Origin of the sequence: Pseudooctadecabacter sp. (assembly GCF_965657175.1) — a bacterium.
GTDB lineage: Bacteria > Pseudomonadota > Alphaproteobacteria > Rhodobacterales > Rhodobacteraceae > Octadecabacter.
On the sequence record NZ_CBFHNH010000007.1, the window covers coordinates 25296 to 44715 of the forward strand.

Annotated in this window: 22 protein-coding genes; 14 read left to right on the forward strand and 8 right to left on the reverse strand. The window is 59.1% G+C overall.

Annotated features, from left to right (window positions below; translation table 11 throughout):
* Nucleotides 1–255: 255 nt before the first annotated feature.
* The 10 genes from ACTG36_RS07830 (at nt 256) to ACTG36_RS07875 (ending at nt 8796) form a co-directional block, all read left to right on the forward strand.
* The gene (locus ACTG36_RS07830; RefSeq protein WP_375280817.1) at nt 256–1986 is read left to right on the forward strand and encodes a hypothetical protein; all 1731 of its coding nucleotides are present in this window, start codon (nt 256–258) and stop codon (nt 1984–1986) included.
* 21 nt (nt 1987–2007) lie between these two features.
* Nucleotides 2008–2259: a carboxypeptidase regulatory-like domain-containing protein gene (locus ACTG36_RS07835; protein ID WP_375280816.1), complete on the forward strand. Its 252-nt coding sequence runs from the start codon at nt 2008–2010 to the stop codon at nt 2257–2259.
* Between the two features lie 80 nt (nt 2260–2339).
* The gene (locus ACTG36_RS07840) at nt 2340–3386 is read left to right on the forward strand and encodes a hypothetical protein (RefSeq protein ID WP_375280815.1); all 1047 of its coding nucleotides are present in this window, start codon (nt 2340–2342) and stop codon (nt 3384–3386) included.
* Between the two features lie 74 nt (nt 3387–3460).
* Nucleotides 3461–4306, forward strand: a complete 846-nt coding sequence (locus ACTG36_RS07845; protein ID WP_375280814.1) for a hypothetical protein — start codon at nt 3461–3463, stop codon at nt 4304–4306.
* Nucleotides 4307–4314: 8 nt separating this feature from the next.
* The gene (locus ACTG36_RS07850) at nt 4315–5358 is read left to right on the forward strand and encodes a hypothetical protein (protein ID WP_375280813.1); all 1044 of its coding nucleotides are present in this window, start codon (nt 4315–4317) and stop codon (nt 5356–5358) included.
* Between the two features lie 9 nt (nt 5359–5367).
* A complete protein-coding gene (locus ACTG36_RS07855) occupies nt 5368–6108 on the forward strand; it encodes a hypothetical protein (RefSeq protein WP_375280812.1) in 741 nt (246 codons plus the stop codon).
* On the forward strand, nt 6105–6503 hold the full coding sequence (locus tag ACTG36_RS07860) for a hypothetical protein (protein WP_375280811.1): 399 nt from the start codon (nt 6105–6107) through the stop codon (nt 6501–6503). Before ACTG36_RS07855 ends, ACTG36_RS07860 begins: the two co-directional genes overlap by 4 nt.
* Before the next feature lie 18 nt (nt 6504–6521).
* Entirely contained in the window at nt 6522–6920 is a 399-nt protein-coding gene (gene makC, locus ACTG36_RS07865; RefSeq protein WP_375280810.1) for an alpha-pore-forming tripartite toxin MakABE regulator, read from the forward strand.
* 22 nt (nt 6921–6942) lie between these two features.
* The gene (locus ACTG36_RS07870) at nt 6943–7344 is read left to right on the forward strand and encodes a hypothetical protein (RefSeq protein WP_375280809.1); all 402 of its coding nucleotides are present in this window, start codon (nt 6943–6945) and stop codon (nt 7342–7344) included.
* A gap of 90 nt (nt 7345–7434) precedes the next feature.
* Nucleotides 7435–8796 carry an ABC1 kinase family protein gene (locus ACTG36_RS07875; protein WP_375280808.1) on the forward strand — a complete coding sequence of 454 codons (1362 nt, stop codon included), beginning with the start codon at nt 7435–7437 and terminating at the stop codon, nt 8794–8796.
* Here the strand turns inward: ACTG36_RS07875 and ACTG36_RS07880 are convergent.
* The 7 genes from ACTG36_RS07880 to ACTG36_RS07910 all read right to left on the reverse strand — a co-directional run bounded on the left by ACTG36_RS07880 (nt 8765) and on the right by ACTG36_RS07910 (nt 14613).
* A complete protein-coding gene (locus ACTG36_RS07880) occupies nt 8765–9178 on the reverse strand; it encodes a DUF3995 domain-containing protein (protein WP_375280807.1) in 414 nt (137 codons plus the stop codon). The genes ACTG36_RS07875 and ACTG36_RS07880 overlap by 32 nt on opposite strands.
* Complete coding sequence (locus ACTG36_RS07885) at nt 9175–9762, reverse strand: hypothetical protein (RefSeq protein ID WP_375280806.1); 588 nt, start codon at nt 9760–9762, stop codon at nt 9175–9177. The genes ACTG36_RS07880 and ACTG36_RS07885 overlap by 4 nt, the downstream gene beginning before the upstream one ends.
* Nucleotides 9763–9832: 70 nt before the next feature.
* Entirely contained in the window at nt 9833–10630 is a 798-nt protein-coding gene (locus tag ACTG36_RS07890) for a metal ABC transporter permease (RefSeq protein ID WP_375280839.1), read from the reverse strand.
* Nucleotides 10631–10658: 28 nt separating this feature from the next.
* Entirely contained in the window at nt 10659–11510 is an 852-nt protein-coding gene (locus ACTG36_RS07895; protein WP_375280805.1) for a metal ABC transporter permease, read from the reverse strand.
* Entirely contained in the window at nt 11507–12415 is a 909-nt protein-coding gene (locus ACTG36_RS07900) for a manganese/iron ABC transporter ATP-binding protein (protein ID WP_375280838.1), read from the reverse strand. The genes ACTG36_RS07895 and ACTG36_RS07900 overlap by 4 nt, the downstream gene beginning before the upstream one ends.
* A gap of 2 nt (nt 12416–12417) precedes the next feature.
* Nucleotides 12418–13293, reverse strand: a complete 876-nt coding sequence (locus ACTG36_RS07905) for a metal ABC transporter substrate-binding protein (RefSeq protein WP_375280804.1) — start codon at nt 13291–13293, stop codon at nt 12418–12420.
* Between the two features lie 90 nt (nt 13294–13383).
* A complete protein-coding gene (locus ACTG36_RS07910) occupies nt 13384–14613 on the reverse strand; it encodes a urate hydroxylase PuuD (RefSeq protein ID WP_375280803.1) in 1230 nt (409 codons plus the stop codon).
* A 109-nt stretch (nt 14614–14722) separates the two neighbouring features.
* Here ACTG36_RS07910 and ACTG36_RS07915 point away from each other — a divergent pair, with 109 nt between their 5' ends.
* Nucleotides 14723–15655: a LysR family transcriptional regulator gene (locus ACTG36_RS07915; protein ID WP_375280802.1), complete on the forward strand. Its 933-nt coding sequence runs from the start codon at nt 14723–14725 to the stop codon at nt 15653–15655.
* Here ACTG36_RS07915 and uraH read toward each other — a convergent pair.
* Complete coding sequence (uraH, locus tag ACTG36_RS07920) at nt 15640–15996, reverse strand: hydroxyisourate hydrolase (RefSeq protein ID WP_375280801.1); 357 nt, start codon at nt 15994–15996, stop codon at nt 15640–15642. The two genes, ACTG36_RS07915 and uraH, sit on opposite strands and share 16 nt — an antisense overlap.
* 142 nt (nt 15997–16138) lie before the next feature.
* Between uraH and puuE the strand changes: the two genes are divergently transcribed.
* The 3 genes from puuE to ACTG36_RS07935 are packed head-to-tail and all read left to right on the forward strand — an operon-like array spanning nt 16139 to nt 19386.
* Nucleotides 16139–17545, forward strand: a complete 1407-nt coding sequence (gene puuE, locus ACTG36_RS07925) for an allantoinase PuuE (protein WP_375280800.1) — start codon at nt 16139–16141, stop codon at nt 17543–17545.
* The gene (locus ACTG36_RS07930; RefSeq protein WP_375280799.1) at nt 17542–18024 is read left to right on the forward strand and encodes an ureidoglycolate lyase; all 483 of its coding nucleotides are present in this window, start codon (nt 17542–17544) and stop codon (nt 18022–18024) included. The genes puuE and ACTG36_RS07930 overlap by 4 nt, the downstream gene beginning before the upstream one ends.
* A gap of 45 nt (nt 18025–18069) precedes the next feature.
* The gene (locus ACTG36_RS07935; RefSeq protein ID WP_439141946.1) at nt 18070–19386 is read left to right on the forward strand and encodes a uracil-xanthine permease family protein; all 1317 of its coding nucleotides are present in this window, start codon (nt 18070–18072) and stop codon (nt 19384–19386) included.
* Nucleotides 19387–19420: the final 34 nt, after the last annotated feature.

Consider the following 19420-nt stretch of genomic DNA (forward strand, 5'->3'; position numbering starts at 1 on the left):
CACAAAGGTCTAATGTCGGGCCCAGTCGAAATTAATTTTCTTTTCAAAGGTTAATGAGTGTTCTGTGCTGTCCCATCAACATTCGGCCCAGCGGCATGCCTTAGTTCAATATCCTGAATTAAATTGTTCTATAGCAATGTTTTAGTTTGAATTTCGGGTAAGGTTTCCAATTTCCTTCCCCTTTGTGTCTGGGCGCACATAACTGATGCGACGTCCATCCTACGGTCCATCAACAGATGAACCCTGGAGGACACAATGGCAGATAATCCCAGCAAGACACCCTTTGGTGATATTCAAAAGAACGGCGTGATTGTTCTGCCGTGGTTGACCGGCATGAAGGAAGGGGCGGGCTTTGATAGCCTATCTTTGCAACCTAAAGGTGCGCCCTATGATCCGGCGAAATCCGATCTGACATTGCAGCCCACGTCCGGTTCGTCATCGCAGACCTTCACCCAAGCGGTGCGCCGGATCGAAAGTTCAAGCCAGTTGAACGATGCGCTGTCTGTGTCTGCCAGCGTCAGCGCGTCTTACGGTTTGTTTTCGGCCACGGCGTCGTCGACTTTTCAAAAAGAAACGCAGGTGAACAATTATTCGCTGTATTTCCTGGTTAGTTCGTTTGTGCGCAACAGCGAAAAACAGATCACAAGCTACGCGCTGAGCGATGCGGCCTTGGCGCTGGACGGAAATACCTTCCGCCAGAAATACGGCGATTATTATGTGGGCGGCGTTGTGTCCGGCGGCACGCTTTATGCGCTGCTGAACCTGTCGACCAACAGCCGTGAGACCAAGCAAAAGATCACCGCGTCGCTGGATGCGAAATATTCCGGCGGGCTGTCGGTGGGCGGCAAATTCAGCACCGAAATCAGCCATGCGTTGAAGACCAGCGGCGTTGATTTCAGCTCGGAGTTCAAGGCGGTGGGGGCCACGGCCCAGTGGAACGCCTCAGCCAAGCATGACACCGTGGATGAAATCATCACATCGGCCAACAGCTTCCCCCTTGGGGTCAACGATGGCGGCGCCCCGATGTTTGCGATCCTGATGCCGTACAGCCTGCTGGCGCAGGCGCCGCAGCCTGCGGGCAACATCAGCACAGGTGCTGTCAATGCGGTGCGCAAGACGCTCACGGCGATCTATCTGCAGGCCGATCAGATCCTGAATTCCGTGAACTACGCGCTGGACAATCCCAAACAGTTTTCAACGTCGATCATCGCCAAGCTGCCCCAAATTCAGGCGCAGATGACGAAGGTCATTCAAGAGATCCAGACCGCCAATGACGAGATCATGAAAGACCCCGCCAATGCGGCGAAGGTGAAGCTGCCCAAGATGCCGCCTTTGTCAGACATCCCCGAACGGCTTTGGGGCGGGACGGTGCCGACCGTGTCACCGGTGGCCAATGTAGTCCCCACAACGTTGCGCTATTCCCTCGGTGAGGCGCAGACCGAAGTTTGGGCCATGTCGGACAAGACCCTTCAGGCCGACGCCCAGCGATACCTTGATAAGGTGACCACGGACGTGATGGACAATTATTCGGCGGCGTTCAATTTCATCGCAACGCTGAACGCATCGGTCAAAGCGTTGGATCAGGGCGTCACGTCTGAGGACGCCAAAAAGATCGTGCTGTCTTTGGCGCAGCAAGTCACCTTGCAGCAGTCCAAATGGGACGCGGCACTGGCCCAGCAAAAGGCGGCTTTCGGGTCCTTTGCAGGGGCCGATCCCGACAAGACGTTGCCCATGTTCACCAAGGTTTTGAACCCCGTGATCTGGGACACCACCGACCAAAGCGTGACCTTTGGCGGGTCGGGCTACTGGGCGGCGTTGCAGACCATGGTCAAGGACCAGCTGACCACGATTGCGGACGCTTGGCCGCAGGGCACCACGCCGTCCAAGGGGGCGCAGTATTTCAGCTACCCCGACAGCCTTTGGGCATTCCAGCGGACGATGTTCCACGACGCGATGGAGACGCAGTACGTCTCTGTCCCCGGTTGAATTGAGTGAAAGGATATTTCGATGACTGAGACAGGCACCCTCGAAGGACATGTGCGCGAAAAGGACGGTGTTGCAGGGGCCATGGTGGCCGTGCTGGGCACCAGCCTAGTGGCGGTGACCAACATCAAAGGGTTTTACCGGATCGTTGGGGTCCCAGCGGGCGAACACGACATTCAGGCCACGGATGTTATGGCCAAAGACACCAAATCAGCGACCATCACGGCGGGCCAGACCACCCTCGTCGATTTCAAGATTTCTCCCTTGGGGGGCTGATGCGCCCCCTGTCCATCGGGTCGCTGTTATTTCGCGGCCACCCACCCTGTTTTGATATTTTAACCAAAGGAATTTTTACAATGGGTACAATGTGTTACAACCCCGACAGCTTCACCCCGAACAATCAGGCACTGCTGAGTAAGGCGCAGTGGCAGCAGGTTCAATTCTACCTCAACAACTGTATGCAGTTGCCCTTGAAGGTCGGCAACGACCCGTCCAAGGGTGAATTTCCCTATGCGGACAGTGTTGCGGTTTACAAAACCATTCATTCCAGCGCGGCCGCGTTCCAGACGGGCACGTTGCCAGATGCCAGCGCCATGGCGAACGCGCTTTACAACTACGGTCAGACGTCGGTTGCGACTTTCGGTGCCGTGGCGCAGTTGATCCAGCAGGGATCCGCAGACCGGGTGGTGTTGCAAAAGCTGTTCAGCAACCTGAAGTCGGAAACGGCCGGGTATCAGGCGGCTGCGAAGAAGATTTTCACCGAAACCGAGGTCTTTGCTAACACCATCGGGACGGCCAAGGGCGATCTGACCGCGATCACGAAGAAATACGTCGATCAGTCTGGTGGCCTGAAGTCGCAGATTGAAGCGCTCAAGATCGATGTGCAGACCCAGCAGTCCATCATCACGGAGGCGCAGACGAAAATTCTGGGCGACAAGAAAGTCATTAAGGATACGGTCTATTATTCATGGATCCCGCTTGTGGGCACGATCATCGCGCTCGTGGAAATCATCACCCATGAAAAGGACATCCAAGAGCAGCTGAAGAAAATCAAAGCCGCCGTGACCCAAATCCAGACCGACAATTCAAAGATCGCCACGGATGAAGCGAACATGGCCCAACTAATCTACGCGGAGACCTTCAACAACAAACAGGTCGATTTGATCGCCGGAGTCCTGCCCAACATCCAGAAAATCGAGGGCGCGTGGGGCACGATCAGTCAGGAATTGGGCGATGTGATGGGCAATATCGACAAGGCGAGCGATCCGTCGCAAATCCCGTGCCTGAAGAACATCGCGCTGACGACCGCGACCAATGAATGGCAGACCGTCGCCAATGATGCCCATGATTTCATGCTGAATTTCTATGTTCAGCCCGAAGCCTCCATGACCAAAGCGGCCTAAACCTGCATCTCTTTCGGCCTGCCCCAGATGCTGCGGGCGGGCCGCCTCCCTCTCCATATTTTCTGGTGGTTCCCATGACCTCATCTAATGCCTTCCCCTCAGCCGGGATCAGCGGCGCGTTCGACCCCGCGACTTGGAAAACCGTTCAACAGTTCATCCAGACGGCCCAGCACCTGCCGACCTCACCCAATCCTGCGGTCGAAGCGATCTTGACGAAATTCCAAACCGCAGGTGCTGCTGTGAATGCAGGACCGGTTATGGACGTGTCGGCGGCGGCCAATTCGGTCTATAACTTGGGTCAAACAATGGTTTCGACTTTGAGCGCCATTGCCCAAGTCATAGCGAACGGGGAAACAAGCCCCCTGTCGCAACTGGTCGAAAGCCTTGCCGCAGACGTGAAGGGCCCGCTTGGTGATGTCACCAGAACGTCGACGGGGCTGACCACGGCGGTCAGCGCCATGTCGGGTGCGGCCACGTCCCTTAGGGCGGAGGCTGTTAAGGTGTCATCCCTTGTGGGTGCGGCCAATGACAATGTGGCCTCTGGCGCGGCGTCCTTGAAAACCCTGCTGACAGCAACCCCGCTGGATGCAGACAAACTGGATGCCGCGATGGACGACATCCGGACGGCTGCAGCCAAGATGTCGGGGCAGTCCTTTGTGGGGCTGTCGTTTGATCCCAAGGACGGGGTCGCGGCCCTGCAATCGGCGCAGGCCCAAATGGCCGCCTGCGGCAAGGCCTTTGTGACGTTGAGGACGGCCATCCAAGATTTGATCAACGAGATCGCCAAGACCCCCGCCGACAAGCTGGCCAGTTTGCCGCAACTTCAAAACGACGCTTTGACCACTGCCTCCAATGAATGGGGCACGGTGGCCAATGACGCCCACAACTTCATGCTTAACGTTTATGTCGTAGCGGAGTGATCACACCCATGCATCCCCTTGAAAAACCAATGCAATCCAACGCCTGCTACACGCCCACGACCTTTCAGCCGTCTGACACGGCGCTGCTGTCGATTGGGCAGTGGCAGATGGTGCAGCTTTATCTGGCGGACGCCCAGAACCTCAATATCGGGTCAGGGGGCACGACGGACCCCAGTGTGTTGGCGATCTATACGCGGCTGAAAACGCAGGCGATCCAGTTCAATGGGTCGGTCCTGCCAGCGGCACAGCTGTTGGGCAATCACCTGTCGGCCTATGGGGCCATGTCCAAGCAAAGCTTCGGTGCCATTGCCGATCTGATGGATGCGGACACCCCCAACAAGACCGCCATTGCCGAATTGCTGGGCAATCTGCGCAGCACCGCCGTGTCCTATCAGACCAAGTCCGAGGACATTTTTAACGCGGTGAGCGACTTTATCGCGGCGTCACAACAAGACGTGGCCGATCTGAAAGCCGCCGCTGCGGCGGAACTGGCCAAGGCCGCCAAGGACAATGCCCAGATCACCCAGATGCACTTGGCCTATGAAGACGCCTATGCCGACAAGATCATCGCGCAGTCCAACATTCTGCATGATCAGAAGGTCATCGACGACACCAAATATTACAGCTGGGTCCCCTTCGTGGGCACTGCCGTGTCCGTGGGCGAAATCATCGCCCATGAACATGACATCAAGGAACAGATCGCGCGGATCAACGCGGATGTGGCCGAGATGCAGAAAACCACAGCTGAGATGAACGCCCTGCGCGCTGACATCAGTGAACTGACGTATACGGCGAAGTACAACACCGCCATGGCCGGTCAGATCACGTCGACGCTGGGCAGTCTGGACCTGATCAAGGGCGCATGGGGCACCATCGTGCAAGAGCTGGGCGATGTGATCGCCAATGTGGAAAAAGCCACCGCCCAAGCCCTCAAGAACAACCCTTGTCTGTCTGCCGTCAGCCTTGCCACCGCTGCCGTCGAATGGGGGCAGGTGGCCGATGACGCCGAAAGCTTTGCATTGAATTTCTACATTCAGCCCAAAGTGGCGTGAGGGGTGGATATGACCGGCACAGCGATCAATCTAGGCCCCGGTGATACGGCGCAGCCCTACACGATCCCCGCGCAGGATTGGGCGATTGCGAACAAACGGGTGTCCATCATTCTGGACCCCACGCGCGCGCCGTCGGTGCAGGCCAAGCTGAAGGCCTTGCCGGTTTACGACCAAGTGGTGGGTGTGTGTCAGACGTGGAAGGCCTCCACCTTTGATGATGTGGTGTCCTTTGGCCAATCGCTGGCCACATTCGCGCAGACCGATGTGCAAAGCTATCTGACCGTGATTGGTATGATCGTCGACGCGATGAAGGGCGGGGATACGTCCATGCAGGGGCGGTTGGATGACACGGTCAAGGGGATGGTTGCCGATACATCCGGCCTTTCAACGAAAGCTGCGGCGCTGGCGCCGGTCCTGACATCCTTTGACGACCTCATGAGCCAAACCTCGGTTGAGACGGGCGACGATCCGGTCTGGTCGTCCTTTACGATCAACGCGGGCTTTGCCTTTGACCAGTTGGGCGGGCGGTTCGGCATGATCGTCCAAGACCTCAACGATTTGCAAACCACCATCGCCCATCAGATCGCCCATGACTTGCCCGTGGTGGTGCGGATCGCCGATCTGCCCAATGCGATCCGCGAATGGAACACGGTGGGTGAGATGGCGGCGGGCTTTGTTCTGAACGCGCCCGCCCAACGCAAATACCTGTCGGGCGACTGGACGGACGCGGATGGGGGGGCACAGACATGAGCACGGTTTACGTCCTTGTGGTGGTGGATGTCGAAGGGGCGCAGACCTCGGGCGATTTGGGGGCGCATGTCTACATGATGGACACGCGCAAATACCTTGGATCGGGGTTTGAAGGCACCAAGGAACTTATGACCACATTGGTGGGCGGTGACAGGGTTATCTGGACGGTGACCCCCGTAGACCCCGGCACCAACGTGACGTTGGTGTCGCTGTCCGGCCAAGCAGTGCGTTCATCGATCATTGCACCAGTGGCCGATCCCTTGTCGCCCGCCAGCCTGATGTCGAAATTCCAGCCGCCCGGCAGTGCGGGCAGCGGGACCACCTACCAATACGATATGACCCTGTCCCTTGAGGGGACGCAGATGAGCTTCGATCCGTTTCTGGTCGTGGCCTAACCCAAGAGGAGAAGAAACATGGGAACAGTGAATGTTCTGGTCGCCGTTGACGTGGAAGGCGCGTTGGCAACGGGCGACCTTGGGGCGAACACCTATATGGTCGACACCAACAAATACGCAGGCAGCGGCGCCGAAGGCACCGATGAATTGAAAACGGTTCTGGCCATTGGCGACGCCATCGCGTGGTCTGTGGCGCCCATTGATCCAGGCACGAACGTGGCGATCAGCAGTTTTGCAGGCACGGCGGTGGACGATAAAGTCATCGCGCCGCAACCAAACCCGCTGTCCGCCCAAAGCTTTGTCAGCCTGTTTCAACCGGCTGGTGGCACGGCCTCGGGGACGTCGTTTCAATACACGATGACCCTGTCGTTCGAAGGCAAGGAGATGACGTTCGACCCCTATCTGATCGTCGCGTAACCAACCCGAAAGGAGCCGTATCATGGCACAGGTCAACATTCTCATGATGGTCGACGTCGAAGCCGCACTGGCTTCGGGCCAGCTGGGCCAGAACATCTATCTTGTCGACACCAACAAACACCTTGGATCGGACCGTGAAGGGCAGGACGAATTGATCACCGATCTGCACATCGGCGACACGGTCGTGTGGTCCGTGGCCTCTATCGATCCAGGTCAAAACGTGACCATCGAAAGTTTCGAAGGCACGGCGGTGACCGACAAAACCATCACGCCGGTTCAAAGCCCGCTGTCAGCCGGCGTGTGGGAGTCCAAGTTCCAGCCGCCGGGTGGCAGCGTCGGGCAATCCTATCAGTACAATGCGACGTTGAAATTCAACGGCGACACATCGCTGACCTTCGATCCGTTCCTGACGGTGGTCGCGTAAATCAATTAGACCATGCGGCAATTCCGTGTGTGCCGCATGGTCCTTTCGCATGGCAGCCCTATCCTGTTGGTCACCGACAAGAGGTCCGCCATGCCCGATACCCCGAAAAGTGATCCCCAAGGCAGCCGCGGTTTGCGCGTCCCGTCGGGGCGGCTGACGCGCATGGCGCGTCTGGGCGGGCTGACCGCAGGCGTCGCGGGCAATATGGCGGCGGGTGGTCTGGCGTCTTTGGGGCGGGGCGAACGCCCCTCCATGCGTGGGCTGCTTTTGACGCCGCGCAACATCACCCGCGTGGCGGATGAGCTGGCCAAGATGCGCGGGGCGGCCATGAAGATGGGGCAGCTTTTGTCTATGGACACCGGCGATGTCTTACCGCCTGAGCTGTCACAGATCATGGCACGGTTGCGCGATGACGGGCACATCATGCCGCCCAAACAGCTCAAACGCGTGCTTGAGGCGGCTTGGGGGGACGGCTGGCTGCGCCGGTTCAAACGGTTTGACGTGCGGCCCATTGCGGCGGCCTCCATCGGGCAGGTGCACCGTGCGCAGACGCGCGATGGGCGCGACGTGGCCGTCAAGGTGCAGTATCCGGGCGTGGCGGGCAGCATCGACAGTGATGTGGCCAATGTCGGCGCGCTGATCAAACTGACGGGGCTTTTGCCCAAGGGGTTTGAACTGGCCCCCTATCTGGAAGAGGCCCGCCAACAGCTGCATATTGAAACCGATTATGCCGCCGAGGCGCGGTCGTTACAGCGGTTTGGCGACCTTCTGGCGGGTGATGGCCGGTTCGTTGTGCCGGGGTTTCATTGCGATCTGTCCGGCCCCGACATTCTGACCATGGATTTTATCGACAGCCGTCCGATTGAGGATGCGGTGGCCGAAGACCAGCCCACCCGCGGCCGCATTGCCGCCGACCTGATTGATCTGATGCTGGCAGAACTGTTCGATTTTGGCCTGATGCAGACCGACCCCAACTTTGCCAACTACCGCTATAAGCCCGACACCGGCCAGATTGTGCTGCTGGATTTCGGCGCCACGCGGGTGTTGTCCGCCGAGGTGGCCGACCAATACCGCCGGATCATGCGCGCGGGGCTGGATGGCGACCGCGCGGGGCTGGTGGCCTGCGCCCATGAGATCGGGTTTTTGTCCCCCGATGTAGCCGCGCGTCATGCGGACCAGATCACCGATATGATGGAGGTTGTGTTTGGCGCGCTGACCGCCCAGCCACATTTTGATTTTGCGGACCCTGCCTTGAACCGGCAGATGCAGGCCAAGGGCATGGCGCTGGCCGAGGACGGTTTTGTGCCGCCGCCCTTACCGGTGGATGCGCTGTTCTTGCAGCGCAAATTCGCGGGGATTTTCCTGTTGGCCGCACGGTTGCAGGCGCGCGCGCCCGTGGTCGAGATGTTGGAGCACTGGATCAGCCCATCGCGTTCCCGGCCAGCACCATAAAGACGATCCCGAAGGCAATGCAGATCGGCGCGTAGAGGCTTTCATCCAACCGCCGAAAAGGCTGTTCAGGGGCCAGCCGTTTCATCAAGGGCGAATAGGCCGCCACGGCGCGGATCTGAAAAACCAGCGCAATCCCGAAAAGCCCAAAGCCCTTTAGTGTGCCCTCGGGAAACCACGGCCAGGCGGCGGCAAACAGCAGGGCCACGACCACCAAAGCGCACGGCACGGGCCCGGGCATTTTGGTGATGCCTTTGGTGCCCACAACCGTCCGCGCCAACGCGGCCTCATCCTTGACCGGCCACCAATATCCCAAGGCCCAAAGCAAATGGATCGCCGCGATGACGATCATCCCTGCGGACGCGAGCAATGCCAGTGCGGTCATTGGGCGGCGGCCACATCGACGTACGTATAAACCTCACGCGGGATATCGGTGTCTTGATAGCCCACGAGCAGCGACAGTCCGAGGGTCGGGAAATAGATGATGTCTTCGTTGATGGTGAAGCCATCACTGTCGTAGCGAAACTTGGCTGGCACGGCGTCAAAGGTGCAATCACCGACCGTGTAGGTCGTCTGCTGACCCCACGTCTGGGTTTGGGTTTCGGGGTAGATATCCCCGTAGGCGTTGATCATGGTGTCTACGGTCCAATTGTCACCCGGTTGCGGCACGGGAAGAGCACTTGCGGCCATGGGGTAGGAGGTGCTGACGATGCTGTCGGGCAAGACATTGCCATCTTCCAAATCAGACAATTGCAACACATGCACACCTTGGCCCAGCAACGTCCGGTAGACCGCACCTTCCGACGACAGCGCGTCGATTTGCACGATGCCATTGGGTCGCTGGGTGAAGGTCTCAACATCGCCAAGGTCTGTCGTGAAGACGATGCCGTTGGCCAGATCGGCGCCCGTGGGGCACTGCGCAAAGGCGGGGGAGGCGATCAGGGTGGCAAAGCAAAATGCGAGGCGCATGGCTGTCCTTTCGGTATCAGATGGGGTGATCTTTGCAGGCGCGCGCGCGGATGTCGACCACGCGGTTCGGTCAGACCTGCCGCGCTTCTTGTCTGCGGTTCAGGGTAATGCGCAGCACGAAGGCCAGTATGAACAGCACCGTCAGCACCAAGATCACCGTGGGACCTGCGTCCGACCCGATCCAAAAGCTGAGGTAAACGCCGACCACAAGTGACCCGGTGGAGGCAACTGCCGCCACCGCCAGCATGTGGCGGAACTGGCGGGTGATCAGAAACGCGATGGCACCGGGTGCGATCAGCAAACCAATGGCGAGGATCAGGCCCACGGCCTTCAGCGTGGCCACAATCGTCAGCGACAGCACCGTCAGCAGCCCGTAGTGCAGCACGGTAACCGGCAGGCCAATGGCGCGCGCCTGTGCGGGGTCAAAGGCGTTGAGCAGCAGGTCTTTCCAGCTGATCAACAGGGCCGCACAGACCAGCACACCAATCACGCCCGAGGTCCATAAATCGCCCGATGTCACGCCCAGCATGTTGCCGAAAAGGATGTGATCAAGGTGCACGTTCGTCTCAATCTTGGTGTAAAGAACCAGCCCAAGCCCGAACATGCCTGAAAACACCACGCCCATCACCGTATCCTGACGAACCCGCGAATTGGCGTCCAGATATCCGGTCAGCACCGAACAGACCATGCCCGCGATGAAGGCCCCCACGATCAGCGGCCAGCCCAGAATATAGGCCAAAATCACACCGGGCAGTACCGCATGGCTGACCGCATCCCCCATCAGCGACCATCCCTTAAGGACCAGAAAGCACGACAACAGCGCCGTGGGCGGGCCGATCAGTAGGGCGATGTAGAAGGCCCCGTGCATGAAGGGGAATTGAAAGGGGAGGAGGAGGTCAGCCACGCAACGCCCTCCGCGCTCGTGCCCGATTGGCCAGCAGCCCGTGCTTGGGGGCAAAGAAAAACGCCAGCGCGAAAAGCGTGGTTTGCAGGGAGATAATGATGCCGCCCGTGGCCCCATCAAGGAAGTAGGACAGATAGGCCCCCGCGAAGCTGCTGATCGTGCCGATGGCCACGGCGATCACCAGAAGACGCGGGAAGCGGTCGGTCAAAAGGTAGGCCGTGGCGCCAGGCGTGATGACCAAGGCGATCACCAGAAACGCGCCCACGGTTTGCAGGGCGGCGACACAGGCCGCCGACAACAGCACGAAAAAGATGAACCGCAGACGGTTCGGATTTAGCCCGATGGACCGCGCGTGGCTTTCATCGAAGAAGGCCACCATCAGGTCCTTCCATTTTGCCAACAGCACCACCAGACAGACCCCGCCGATGATCAGCAGTTGCAAAGTGTCCGCAGGCGTGATGGCCAGAATATTGCCCTGAATAATGGTCTGCACGTCCACCGGCACGGGTGACACGCTGACCATGAACAGGCCAAGGCCGAAAAAGCTGGTGAAGATCAGGCCGATGATGGCGTCTTCTTTCAACCCCGTGCGCTGGTTGAGAAACATCATCGCCCCCGCCGCCAATCCGCCGGACAAAAACGCGCCCAGGGCAAAAGGCAGGCCCAACATATAGGCCCCCGCCACACCCGGCACGATCGAATGGCTCAGCGCGTCACCGATCAGCGACCAACCTTTGAGCATCAGGTAGCAGGACAAAAACGCGCAAACCGCCCCCACCAGTGATGACACCACCATGGCGTTCACCATGAAGCTGTAAGTGAAGGGTTCCAGCAGCAGCGTCATTCCGCGTCCTTCGGGGCCTGCGTGCGGGTCTGGTCGTCGTAGATCACGAAAGGGCGTTCGTCGTCGGTCAGAATGGTGACTTTACGTTGGTCATCGTCGTCGTGCAGGTCATCGCCGCCCAGAACGAAGTGACGCAACACACCGCCAAAGGCGGCCTCAAGGTTGGTCTTTGTAAAGACCTCTTCGGTGGGGCCGAAATTCAGGACCGTGCCTTTGACCAGCACGGTCTGGTCGCAAAATTCCGGCACGGAGCCGAGGTTATGGGTGCTGACCAACATCACGCGGCCTTCGTCGCGCAATTCCTGCAAAAGGGTGATGATTGCCTCTTCGGTTTGGACATCAACGCCGGTAAACGGCTCATCCAGCAGGATCACCTGACCGTTTTGCGCCAAAGCACGGGCGAGGAAGACGCGCTTGCGCTGGCCGCCCGAAAGCTCCCCGATTTGGCGGGTGCGAAAGTCGGTCATGCCCACACGGGCCAGCGCGTCGGTGACGGCGGTGTGGTCTTTCTTTGACGGGCGGCGCAGCAAGCCCATGTGGCCGTAGCGGCCCATCATGACCACGTCTTCGACGAGCACGGGGAACGACCAATCGACCTCTTCTGCCTGGGGCACATAGGCCACGATCCCCGCCTTGATCGCCTGTTTGACAGTCTGGCCCAATACGCCAATTTCACCGCCCGCCGCAGGCAAAAAACCCATGATTGCTTTGAACAGCGTGGATTTCCCCGCCCCGTTGACACCCACCAGCGCGGCAATTGTGCCGCGTGGGATGGCAAAAGACGCGTCTTTCAACGCGGTCGTACCGTTGCGATAGGTCACGGTCACGCCATCGGCATAAAGCCCCGCTTGGTTCTTGGACGTCTGGTGCGGGGCGGGGGGCGGCCGGGTGTCGAGGGGCGGCAGGTTCACTGGGTCAGGCCCTCCACGACGGTTTCGGTCGTCACGCGCAGCAGGTCCAGATAGGTGGGCACGGGCCCGTCCTCTAGCGACAGGCTGTCCACATACAGTACGCCGCCATAGGCCGCCCCGGTTTCACGGGCCACCTGTTCGGCGGGGTCGGTGTTGACCGTGCTTTCGCAAAAGACCGCAGGCACGTCATTGGCGCGTACGGTGTCGATGACGGCACGGACCTGTTGCGGGGTGCCGGTTTGGTCGGCGTTCATGGGCCAAAGGTACGCCTCCTGCAGGCCAAAATCCCGCGCCAGATAGCTGAACGCGCCTTCACAGGTGACCAGCCAGCGCTGGGCCTCGGGGATATCTTCGATTTGGTCACGCAGAGGGGCGATGGTGTCGGTGATTTCGGCTTTATAGGCTGCGGCATTGGCAGCATAGGTGGCGGCATTGTCGGGGTCATGTTCTGACATGGTCGCAGCGATATTGTCCACATAGATCAATGCATTATTAAGCGACATCCAGGCGTGGGGGTTGGGCAGACCTTCGTAGCTGCCCTCACGGATGGGCAGGGGGTCGATGCCTTCGGAAATTGTGGCGGACGGGATGGGGCCAAGGTTGCCGATGAACTGTTCGAACCACAGCTCGAGGTTCATGCCGTTCCACAAAATCAGATCCGCATCCGAGGCGCGCAAAAGATCGTGCGGGGTGGGTTGATAGCCGTGGATTTCCGCGCCTGCACGGGTGATGGATTCAACCGTCGCCGCGTCCCCGGCCACGTTGCGGGCCATATCCGCGATGACCGTAAAGGTGGTCACGACTTTGAAATCCTGCGCCATGGCGCTGGTCGACAGGCAGATCGCGGTGGCCGTGAGGGTGAGAAATCGCATGGAAACCTCCGTTCATGATCAACAAAGGTATGTATCGCGATGCGGGGAAGTCAATGCAATTGAGAATTATTCTCAATAAAAAGGGGGCGGTCAGTACTGGCCCGCAGCGGTGTACCACGCCGCCAAGGTCTGGCGTTCCGCATCGGTGATATAGGTCACGTTTGCAGGGGGCATGGCGTGACTGATGCCCGCCTGCAGATAAATGGCGCGGGCGTTTTGCGCGATGTCGGTGGGCGTTTCCAGCAGCACGCCCTTGGGGGCCCAGTGCAGGGTGTCGGACCAGAACGGCTCCCGCGCGTGGCACATGGAACAGCGGCCAAGGACGATGCGCTGTGCCTCATCAAAGCCAGCGGCGGTGATGAAGGTTTCCTCATAAGGCGTGGGCGCGCGGGCCTCATCCACGGGGATGTACACGTTGGCCGTGGACAGCCACGCGATGGCGATGAACAGCAACACGGTCGCGCCCCACGTCCAATGGGGGCCGCTGCCGGTGCGGTGTATGGTGTTGAAATAATGCCGGATGGTGACGCCCATCAAGAAGACCAAAGCGGCGATGATCCACGCATGGTCTGTGGCAAAGGCCAGGGGGTAATGGTTTGACAACATTAGGAAAATCACCGGCAGGGTGAGGTAATTGTTGTGCATCGACCGCAGCTTGGCGATTTTGCCGTATTTGGCATCGGGCGTGCGCCCCGCCTTAAGGTCCGCCACCACAATGCGCTGGTTGGGCATGATGATGAAGAACACGTTGGCCGTCATGATCGTGGCCGTGAACGCGCCCAGATGGAGCATCGCCGCGCGTCCGGTGAAGATCTGGTGATAGCCCCACGACATGGCGACCAGCATGACAAAAAGGAGCAACATCAAGGTTGTAGGCCGCTCGCCAAGGGGCGATTTGCACAGGGCGTCATAGATGATCCAGCCGATGGTAAGCGACAGGGCTGAGATCGCAATGCCCTGCCACAGCGCCAGATCGGCCTTGGCGGTGTCGATCAGATACAGCTTCCCGCCGACCCAATAGACGATCATCAACAGCGCGGCACCCGACAGCCACGTCCAGTAGCTTTGCCATTTGTGCCAGGTCAGATGCTCGGGCAGGCGGTCAGGGGCCACGTTGTATTTCACCGTGTTGTAAAAGCCGCCGCCGTGGACCTCCCATTCCTCGCCGGTTGCCCCATCGGGCAGGTCATCGGCGGGCTTCAACATCAGGTCGAGTGCGATGAAATAGAAGGACGCGCCGATCCACGCCATGGCCGTGATCACATGCAACCACCGCACGGCGAATGCGAACCAATCCCATAAAATAGCAACATCATACATGGTCGATCCCTTGGCTTGGTTAATGTGGTGGCATTTCGCGACCCTATTGCGCGGATTTTTGTTTTGCTATTCCATCAGACGCCTAGGCTCTATCAAGAAAAGCAGAATAATGTCCTATCTCGATAATATCCGCACATTCGTGCGCGTCTATGACCTTGGATCCATGTCGGCGGCCGGTCGTGATCTGAGGATTTCGCCTGCGGTGACGTCCTCGCGGATTTCCTCGCTTGAAGAGCATCTGAATGTGCGGCTTTTCCAGCGCACAACCCGCAGCCTGACCCCGACAGAGCAGGGGCGCGCGTTTTATGGCGGGGCGGTGGCGATTTTGGATGCCGTCGATGAGGCGGAGGGGCAGGTGGCAGGCATCACAGAAAATCCCAAAGGATCGCTGTATGTGGCAGCGCCTTTGGGGATGGGGCGGCGGTTGGTGGCCCCCCGCGTGCCCGACTTTGCGGAACGATATCCGCTGATCGATATTCGTCTGCGCCTGACGGATCGCAAAGTGGATATCACCACCGAAGGCCTTGATATCGCGTTCTTTTTGGGGGAACCCGCTGACAGCAATCTGCGGATCAGGCCCGTGGCGGATTGCGACCGCGTTCTTGTGGCATCGCCGGGCTACATCGCGAAATACGGCAATCCCCTCGACGGGCAGGCCTTGGTCGAAGACCGGCACAACTGTTTGAACCTGCGCTATCCAGGCGCCACCGAATTTCAATGGCGGTTGCAAACGCCCAGCGGGCCGCAACGGTTTCGCGTGGCGGGGCGATATGAATGTGACGACGGGGACGTCCTGACCGAATGGGCGCTGGGCGGTGAGGGGATCGCCATGAAGCCCGTGTTTGAGGTGGCCGATCACCTGAATTCAGGCGCTTTGGTCCCCGTGGCGGAAGAAACGCCGCCCGTGCCGGTGCAAATGGCCTGTCTTTACACCCACAGGCGGCGGCAGGACCCTAAGGCGCGTCTGTTTATGGAGTTCATGACCGTCCGGATCGGCACCGCCGTTCGCGCGGCGCAAGCAAGTGTTCAGCTGCCGCGGTAGGTCGAATATCCGTAGGGCGAAAGAAGCAGCGGCACGTGATAGTGGGCGGCTGGGTCATCCATGCCGAACCTGATCGGGATATCATCAAGAAACTTCAAGCCTCCCTCGGCCAGACCGTGGTTTTCGAGGTATTCACCGCAGAAAAAGACAAGCTCATATTGCCCGACTTCAAAGGCCTCGGCGGGCAAAATGGGGGCATTTGTCCGCCCGTCGCTGTTGGTCACGGTCTCGGCTATTTTCTGTCGTTCCCCGTTTTCGATTTTGAACAACGCAATGTTGATGCCTTCGGCGGGCAGGCCGCGCGCGGTGTCGAGGATGTGGGTGGTGAGATATCCGGACATGATGTGCCTCCGTTTTCCACAGTGTATCTGGGTGTGGCTGAACAACAAGGCAAACAAGGGTAATCAGACAGTCTTTCAAGAATTCCCTATAAATGCGACGGCCTCTTATGCATTAACCTTTTGACAGCCAACGGGATAAGATATGACACAGCCACCGCGCTACCCTCGCGATATGACCGGTTACGGGGCAACCCCGCCTGAGGCGCATTGGCCAGGTGGCGCGCGCGTGGCTGTGCAAATTGTGCTGAATTATGAAGAGGGTGGCGAAAATAACATCCTGCACGGCGATGCCGCATCAGAGGCATTTCTGTCAGAGATCGTGGGGGCCGCCGCTTGGCCCGGGCAGCGTCATGCGAATATGGAATCGATCTATGAATACGGTGCGCGCGCCGGGTTCTGGCGGTTGCACCGCATGTTGGCCCATCTGCCGATCACAGTGTACGGCGTGGCCACCGCACTGGCCCGCGCACCCGAACAGGTAAAAGCGATGAAAGAGGCCGGATGGGAAATCGCATCCCACGGCCTGAAGTGGATCGAGCACAAGGACATGCCCGAGGCAGAGGAGCGCGCGCAGATCGCAGAGGCGTTGCGGCTGCATGAGGAGATCGTCGGCAGCCCACCGCGCGGGTGGTACACGGGCCGGTCCTCTGAAAACACGATCCGGCTGGCCGCAGAAACGGGCGCGTTGAAATATGTGGCCGACAGCTATGCCGATGATCTGCCCTACTGGGGCGAATTCGGGGACCACGACCAGCTGATCGTGCCATACACATTGGATTGCAACGACATGCGCTTTGCCACGCCGCAAGGGTTCAATGCCGGCGCGCAGTTCCTCGATTATCTGAAAGCCACCTTCGACGAGCTTTATGCAGAGGGCGGGCGCATGATGTCCATTGGTCTGCATTGTCGCCTTGTCGGACGTCCTGGTCGGGCGCAGGCTTTGCGGCAATTTATCGAATATGTTCAAGGGCATGCTGACGTCTGGTTCGCCACCAGAGAAGAGATCGCCGATCATTGGGCGGCGACCCATCCGCACCAGCGCCGCCCGCGTCCATCTGACATGGATCAGGCCACGTTCGTGGACAATTTTGGTGGGATATTCGAACATTCCGCATGGATTGCAGAGCGGGCTTTTGATCTGGAGCTTGGACCGACCCACGACACGGCGACGGGCGTTCACGCAGCCCTCAGCCGCGTGTTCCGAACCGCCAGCCATGACGAGCGGTTGGGCGTTTTGCGCGCCCACCCTGATTTGGCTGGCAAACTCGCCACCGCCAAAAAGCTCACCGCAGAAAGCACCCATGAACAGGCCGGTGCGGGCCTGGATGCGTTGACAGACGACGAACGCGCAAGGTTCGAAACCCTCAATTCCGAATATGTGGAAAAGCACGGTTTCCCTTTTATCATTGCGGTGCGCGATCATACGAAATCCTCGATTGTTGAGAATTTTCAACGCCGGATCGACCATTCCACCGAGGCCGAGTTCGCAGAAGCCTGCCGTCAGGTGGAACGGATCGCGGAATTTCGTCTGAAGGATTTGTTGGGATGACGCAGATCCGGCCCCAACCTTTGACGGACGCTGGATTTGCAGCATTTGGGGACGTTTTGGATTGTTCGGGCACGCCAGATGTGATGATCAATCAGAACATGTGTGGCCGGTTTCATGATCGGGCACGGCTCGACTTTGGTGGGGGGCTTTCAGGGCTCAGCCTGTTTGACGCAACGCCCCGCAGCTTTCCCTACACCCTTGATTTGATGGAACGACACCCCCTTGGATCGCAGGCCTTTGTGCCCATGCACCAGCATCCGTTCTTGGTCATCGTGGCCGAGGATGATGGCGGCGTGCCGGGCCAGCCGCAGGCGTTCATCACAGCAGCCGGCCAAGCGATCAACATTCACCGGAACACATGGCACGGGGTGCTGACCCCGCTCCAAGCGCCGGGTCTGTTTGCGGTCATCGACCGGATCGGGCCTGAACCCAACCTAGAAGAATATCGGTTCGATGAGCCTTACATCATCGCGCCGTAGACCAAGCCCGCGTCAGACGGGCACCACACCTTGAAGGGACACAATATGACTGACACCACTTATACGGATCCAAATGTAACGCCGCCCATTGGGCAGGCTATCCCATTGGGATTACAACATGTTTTGGCGATGTTCGCCTCTAACGTGACGCCATCTATCATCGTGGCTGGCGCTGCGGGATTGGCCTTTGGCGGCGAAGAACAGATCTACCTGATCCAGATGGCCATGCTGTTTGCGGGTATTGCGACGGTTTTCCAGACCGTGGGCATTGGCCCCATTGGCGCGCGGTTGCCGATCATGCAGGGCACGTCCTTTGCCTTTGTGGGCGTTCTTGCAGGGATCGCGGCGACCATGGGTCTTGGTGTCGCGCTGACCGCGTGTATCATCGGCGGCACGATCCACTTTTTGCTGGGTGCGGTGATCAAGAACCTGCGCTGGCTGTTTCCGCCGCTGATCACGGGCCTCGTGATTTTGGCCATTGGTCTGTACCTTATTCCGGTCGCGATCAAATACGCCGCCGGTGGGGCTGCCGATTTCCAGATGGCGGCTGAAAGCTTTGGGTCCCTGAAACACTGGTCCGTGGCTTTGACCGTGATCGTCGTGGCGTTGGCGGTGAAGTTCTTCACCAAAGGCATTCTGTCGGCGTCGGGCATTTTGATTGGCCTTTTGGCCGGTTACGCCTTGGCGTTTGCGTTGGGCATGGTGAATTTCGCGCCTGTGGCCGGCGCGGCCTGGATCACAGCGATCCAGCCCTTGCCTTACGGTTTTGAATTCAACCTTGGCGCTGTGATTGCCGTGACTTTGGTGTCGATCGTCTCCGCGATTGAAACGGTGGGCGATGCCTCCGCCACAGCCAAAGCGGGCGCAAACCGCGACGCCACCGACGAAGAAATCGCCGGTGCGACCTATGCGGACGGTCTTGGCACGGCAGTGGCCGGTGTCTTTGGCGGCCTGCCCAACACGTCGTTCAGCCAGAACGTCGGCATCGTTGACATGACGGGCATCATGTCCCGCCACGTGGTGACGATTGCGGGTCTGATCATGATCGTGTGTGGTCTGGTGCCCAAGGTCGGTGCAGTCATCGCATCCATGCCGTTGCCCGTTCTGGGCGGTGGTGTGATCGTGATGTTCGGCATGGTTGCGGCGGCTGGCCTCAACGTTTTGTCCGAAGAGAAGATGACGCGCCGCACGATGATTATCATCGCGGTGTCGCTGGCTTTTGGCTTGGGTCTGAACCTTGTGCCGACCGCCGTTCAGTATTTGCCTAATGTTGTAAAGACGCTGGCGACTTCCGCTGTGGCGCCTACGGCGCTGATGGCGATCTTCCTGAACTTGGTTTTGCCAAAAGACATGGACGCCTGAACCGGCTGACATAAACGCGAAAGCCCCCGTCCAC

Excerpts from the sequence above, each read along its gene's own strand:
- makC (WP_375280810.1), top strand. The coding sequence starts at position 6,522 with ATGGGAACAGTGAATGTTCTGGTCGCCGTTGACGTGGAAGGCGCGTTG.
- ACTG36_RS07835 (WP_375280816.1), top strand. The coding sequence starts at position 2,008 with ATGACTGAGACAGGCACCCTCGAAGGACATGTGCGCGAAAAGGACGGT.
- ACTG36_RS07845 (WP_375280814.1), top strand. The coding sequence starts at position 3,461 with ATGACCTCATCTAATGCCTTCCCCTCAGCCGGGATCAGCGGCGCGTTC.
- ACTG36_RS07880 (WP_375280807.1), bottom strand. The coding sequence starts at position 9,178 with ATGACCGCACTGGCATTGCTCGCGTCCGCAGGGATGATCGTCATCGCG.
- ACTG36_RS07855 (WP_375280812.1), top strand. The coding sequence starts at position 5,368 with ATGACCGGCACAGCGATCAATCTAGGCCCCGGTGATACGGCGCAGCCC.
- ACTG36_RS07870 (WP_375280809.1), top strand. The coding sequence starts at position 6,943 with ATGGCACAGGTCAACATTCTCATGATGGTCGACGTCGAAGCCGCACTG.
- puuE (WP_375280800.1), top strand. The coding sequence starts at position 16,139 with ATGACACAGCCACCGCGCTACCCTCGCGATATGACCGGTTACGGGGCA.
- ACTG36_RS07840 (WP_375280815.1), top strand. The coding sequence starts at position 2,340 with ATGGGTACAATGTGTTACAACCCCGACAGCTTCACCCCGAACAATCAG.
- ACTG36_RS07895 (WP_375280805.1), bottom strand. The coding sequence starts at position 11,510 with ATGACGCTGCTGCTGGAACCCTTCACTTACAGCTTCATGGTGAACGCC.
- ACTG36_RS07905 (WP_375280804.1), bottom strand. The coding sequence starts at position 13,293 with ATGCGATTTCTCACCCTCACGGCCACCGCGATCTGCCTGTCGACCAGC.
- ACTG36_RS07875 (WP_375280808.1), top strand. The coding sequence starts at position 7,435 with ATGCCCGATACCCCGAAAAGTGATCCCCAAGGCAGCCGCGGTTTGCGC.
- ACTG36_RS07915 (WP_375280802.1), top strand. The coding sequence starts at position 14,723 with ATGTCCTATCTCGATAATATCCGCACATTCGTGCGCGTCTATGACCTT.
- ACTG36_RS07890 (WP_375280839.1), bottom strand. The coding sequence starts at position 10,630 with ATGCACGGGGCCTTCTACATCGCCCTACTGATCGGCCCGCCCACGGCG.
- ACTG36_RS07885 (WP_375280806.1), bottom strand. The coding sequence starts at position 9,762 with ATGCGCCTCGCATTTTGCTTTGCCACCCTGATCGCCTCCCCCGCCTTT.
- ACTG36_RS07910 (WP_375280803.1), bottom strand. The coding sequence starts at position 14,613 with ATGTATGATGTTGCTATTTTATGGGATTGGTTCGCATTCGCCGTGCGG.
- uraH (WP_375280801.1), bottom strand. The coding sequence starts at position 15,996 with ATGTCCGGATATCTCACCACCCACATCCTCGACACCGCGCGCGGCCTG.
- ACTG36_RS07930 (WP_375280799.1), top strand. The coding sequence starts at position 17,542 with ATGACGCAGATCCGGCCCCAACCTTTGACGGACGCTGGATTTGCAGCA.
- ACTG36_RS07850 (WP_375280813.1), top strand. The coding sequence starts at position 4,315 with ATGCATCCCCTTGAAAAACCAATGCAATCCAACGCCTGCTACACGCCC.
- ACTG36_RS07830 (WP_375280817.1), top strand. The coding sequence starts at position 256 with ATGGCAGATAATCCCAGCAAGACACCCTTTGGTGATATTCAAAAGAAC.
- ACTG36_RS07935 (WP_439141946.1), top strand. The coding sequence starts at position 18,070 with ATGACTGACACCACTTATACGGATCCAAATGTAACGCCGCCCATTGGG.
- ACTG36_RS07860 (WP_375280811.1), top strand. The coding sequence starts at position 6,105 with ATGAGCACGGTTTACGTCCTTGTGGTGGTGGATGTCGAAGGGGCGCAG.